5 protein-coding genes and 1 pseudogene are annotated in these 3,994 nt (G+C 57.8%); 4 read left to right on the top strand and 2 right to left on the bottom strand.

Annotated elements, in window-relative coordinates; translation table 11 throughout:
* The 3 genes and pseudogenes from KBA32_RS16590 to KBA32_RS16580 all read left to right on the top strand — a co-directional run.
* Positions 1-627: TnsA endonuclease N-terminal domain-containing protein (locus KBA32_RS16590; protein ID WP_294361350.1), on the top strand; the 627-nt coding region annotated here is incomplete at its 5' end.
* An 86-nt stretch (positions 628-713) separates the two neighbouring features.
* Positions 714-1,805, top strand: coding sequence for an iron-sulfur cluster carrier protein ApbC (gene apbC, locus KBA32_RS16585; RefSeq protein WP_294361347.1), 1,092 nt, complete (start codon positions 714-716; stop codon positions 1,803-1,805).
* A gap of 146 nt (positions 1,806-1,951) precedes the next feature.
* A pseudogene (locus tag KBA32_RS16580) lies at positions 1,952-2,105 on the top strand (transposase); the annotation flags it as partial.
* Positions 2,106-2,238: 133 nt separating this feature from the next.
* Here KBA32_RS16580 and KBA32_RS16575 read toward each other — a convergent pair.
* A complete protein-coding gene (locus KBA32_RS16575; protein ID WP_294361346.1) occupies positions 2,239-2,796 on the bottom strand; it encodes a FlgO family outer membrane protein in 558 nt (185 codons plus the stop codon).
* Positions 2,796-3,467, bottom strand: coding sequence for a hypothetical protein (locus KBA32_RS16570; protein WP_294361345.1), 672 nt, complete (start codon positions 3,465-3,467; stop codon positions 2,796-2,798). The genes KBA32_RS16575 and KBA32_RS16570 overlap by 1 nt, the downstream gene beginning before the upstream one ends.
* Positions 3,468-3,637: 170 nt before the next feature.
* Between KBA32_RS16570 and KBA32_RS16565 the strand changes: the two genes are divergently transcribed.
* The gene (locus KBA32_RS16565; RefSeq protein WP_294361344.1) at positions 3,638-3,994 is read left to right on the top strand and encodes a helix-turn-helix transcriptional regulator; all 357 of its coding nucleotides are present in this window, start codon (positions 3,638-3,640) and stop codon (positions 3,992-3,994) included.

Genomic DNA, 3,994 nt, shown 5'->3' with positions numbered 1-3,994 from the left:
CAGCCGCTGGTTGACCACATCACCAAGGTGTTCGCCGTGGCGCTGATCGAGTCGGAATCGGTGACGACGCACGGCGAAACGGAAATCCGCCATCGGCGATTGTCGGAGGTGGCCAAGCTGATGATGCAGGAGAAGCATTCGCTGCCGGTCAACAAGTGCATCTACGAACGGCTGGTCTATCCGGCGCGCAACGGCGGGCTGGAAAGGGCGTTCATCGAATGGGCCGACAACGATACGACGGTACAGGCGTTCTGCAAGATCAGCGAAACACGGCACGACTTCGCGCGCTTGCGCTACGTGAAGGAAGACGGCCTGCCGGCGTTCTACTCGCCTGATTTTCTCGTGCGCACGGCGGACGCGGTGTATCTCGTCGAGACCAAGGCGCAGAAGGATGTGACCAGCCCGAACGTGCAGCGCAAGCTGAAGGCGGCGCAGACGTGGTGCGAGCGGATCAACTCACTGCCGCCGGAAGCTCACGATGAGCGCCCGTGGCATTACGTGCTTCTCGGGGAGTCGATGTTCTACGACTGGAAGAACAAGTCGGCCCGCCTTGGCAAACTGCTCGCCTTTGCGCGGGTGCGACCGTTAGCCTCGGCGGCGACGCAGGGAAGTTTGAATCTGATATGACCTCGATTCGGATGCGGAGATGCGAGCGCGGGGTATTTCAAGTAAACTGGACAAATTTACTCGGGTATCCCTACTAGGAGCACAGCATGGCAGTCACCAAGGAAGCCGTCGAGGCGGCGCTGAAGAATCTGATCGATCCGAACACGCAGAAGGATTTCGTCGCCTCGAGGGAGGTCAAGGGCATCAACGTCGACGGCGACACCGTCTCGCTCGAGATCGAACTCGGCTACCCGGCGAACTCGCAGCTCAACGCCATTCGCAATCTGGTCGTCGGCGCGGTGAAGGCCGTGCCGGGCGTCGCCAGCGTCAATGTCAATGTCTCTTACAAGATCGTCGCGCACGCGGTACAGGGCACCTTGAAGCCGTTGAAGGGCGTCAAGAACATCGTCGCCGTGGCCTCCGGCAAGGGCGGCGTCGGCAAGAGCACGACGGCGGCCAATCTCGCGCTGGCGCTGGCACAGGAAGGCGCGCGCGTCGGCCTGCTCGACGCCGACATCTATGGCCCGTCGATGCCGCAGATGATGGGGCTCGTTGGGCAGCAACCCGAGTCGGACGACGGCAAGACGATGCATCCCCTGAAGGCGCACGGCGTGCAGACGATGTCGATCGGCTTCATGATCGACGTCGATTCGCCGATGGTCTGGCGCGGCCCGATGGTTACGCAGGCGCTCGAACAGCTGCTCAATCAGACGAACTGGGACGACCTCGACTACCTCGTCGTCGACATGCCGCCGGGCACCGGCGACACGCAGTTGACGCTGGCGCAGAAGGTGCCGGTCACCGGCGCCATCATCGTCACCACGCCGCAGGACATCGCGCTGATCGACGCGCGCAAGGGGCTCAAGATGTTCGAGAAGGTCGGCATCCCGATTCTCGGCCTCGTCGAGAACATGAGCATCCACATCTGTTCGAAGTGCGGCCACGAGGAACACATCTTCGGCCACGGTGGCGGTGAGCAAATGTGCAAGGACTACGATGCCGAGTTCCTCGGCGCCTTGCCGCTCGAACTGGCGATCCGTGAGATGGCTGACTCCGGCAAGCCGACGGTGGTCGGTGCGCCCGATTCGCGCGCGGCGGAGATCTATCGCACGATCGCGCGCCGCGTCGCCGTCAAGGTCGCCGAGCGTGCCAAGGACATGACGCACAAGTTCCCGAACATCGTCGTCCAGAACACCTGAGCGCGGCGGCGTTCTTCCCGCATTCGCTGGCATTGATACGCCGGGATTGAACTGGGTAGGGTGCGCAAATCTCATTTGCGCACGCGGAAACTACGCCGATAAATTGAACGGTGCGCAACGCGTCGCGTTGCACACCCTACGCGGCTGATTTCAGCACGGTGTCACGGCGTCAGAAACATTTGGAGGTTGCTATCCCGCATCGTGGCAAACGATGCCCTGCACCTGCTGGTTGATAGCACAGGGGGCAAGATGCTCGGCGAAGGCGAGTGGAAAACAAAGAAGCACTCAAATCATCGTCGAAACCTCAGAACACGGCCTACCGCGCGAGCGGTTTAGTCCTCGGGTCGGTCCCGGACGTTCAACCTCGTAGAGGCTATGTGCTCGGCGGCTTGCAGAGGCCAGTGCAATTGATTGCACGGCCCCCGGGCTTCTGTCAGCGGCTACGCATTAGAGACTTCACCGTATTGTCCAGCGGCATCACATAGTCGTGAACCGCAAGCACCACATTGGTTGTTGGCTGGATGATCTTGAGATTCACGTATAAAAAATCGTTGCTTTCACCGTATGTGCCGACAACAACCGCTTGGGCATCATAGCTTTTCGCTAAATTGTTAATCTCCCGGGTAAGCATCAACTCGCCCTGGTCACGTTTGACATAGACGGCATTGCCGAACTTCATTTCGACCATCCGATAACCGGCTTGGGTAAAGCGCCCGGCAACCTGCTCGGAAATTAACCGTCCCATAGTGGAGGATTTGTCCAGGGCATCGATATTGACGACAGTTGCCACGATCAGAGATTGCCCCTTGGACAACGTTGGCTTGATTTGCGCGAGCAGCGCATCCGCCGCCTTGTAGTTGGCCGGAACGATTGGATTGACAGCAGCCTGATCCCAAGTAGGCTCTACCTTCCTCGGAGGAGCATCCGAGCATCCGGCCAAGCACGCCAGCAAACTGATCGACAGCGCCAATGTTATTGATTTTGCGATCATCACTTACCTCCCACGAGATTAATCGCTTTCACAGGCATAGGCGGCATAGGCGCTTGATAGAGGCTTTGGTCAGCGTCCGCCACGTAATAGACGCTCGTGTTTCTTGATAGATACTGATCGCGGTTGCTGACACTGGCCGTGACGATGATCTCGCTCTGGGGCGTCTCCCCTGTAGCGAACTCGGAACGGAACCAGAAATAAGCATCAGCGCCGACGATACCAGCGGTAGCGATGCCGGCAGGGGACGCGTTATGCAGCGCCCAAACACCAGTCGTCAGCGCAGTAGCAGCGCCGGAATAGTTGTACTGGGGACGGTTAGCCGCAAACCGAACGGTCTGCGTGTCGATATCGACAGTAAGCGCACCAGTAGCATTCTTCTGAACCATGAATCCCTGAGCGACAAGAGCGGAAATCAACTGATTTGAGAACGCGCGATCAAACTCGGTTTTTTCCTGAGCGCGATTCACATACAGCGGCTGCCGGTCTTTCAGGTGGTCAGCAAGTTGTTTGGCAACATCCCCGGCAATGGCATTCCAGTGTGCGGCAGCCTGCAATTTCGGTTGCTTGCTGCTCGGGAAGTTCGTGGCCAGTGGAGCTTCGCTATAGGGGGTGGCGCACCCAGCAATCATCGCGGTGATGACGAGTGCAGAAAGCAGTTTGCTACGTCTCATTTGAGAGCCTCCCGAAAATTTTGATTGGGCAATCACGCTCTACGCCTGCTCTTTTGCGGGAATAGATCGTATTTGACTAGTTAATTGCTAGGCATATTGAAGCCTAACATAAAAAGCATGACTGACAAATGATTTGGGCTTAGTGTTTATCCCAACAAATTAGGTCTACTGTGCGGAATGAGCTTGCAAAGACGATAGGTCGAACTATCGCCCAATGGCGGACTGCCGCCGAGATGACTCAAGAAGAACTTGCGGCCGCGCTGGATATCGACCCGATGACGGTTTCGCGCTTTGAACGAGGCGTGACCTTGCCGTCACTGGCAACCCTTCAGCACATTTCGGACACCTTTGGTGTTTCGATGGCGCAAATGCTAGAAGATGTTCCAACGCCCTCAACTGAGGACGCAAGCGCAATCGCTCGGCTGATGAAACGTCTTACCCTTGAAGAGCAAAAATTCCTGATCGACACGCTCCGCCGCTATCAGGCGATGCAGAGGAAGCAACAAAAACAAGGGGCTCTCTCTTAG

Source organism: Propionivibrio sp., assembly GCF_017995515.1.
Taxonomy (GTDB): Bacteria; Pseudomonadota; Gammaproteobacteria; order Burkholderiales; family Rhodocyclaceae; genus Propionivibrio.
Note: the sequence above shows the minus strand (reverse complement) of the source record. Positions and strands in the feature narration are given on the sequence as shown.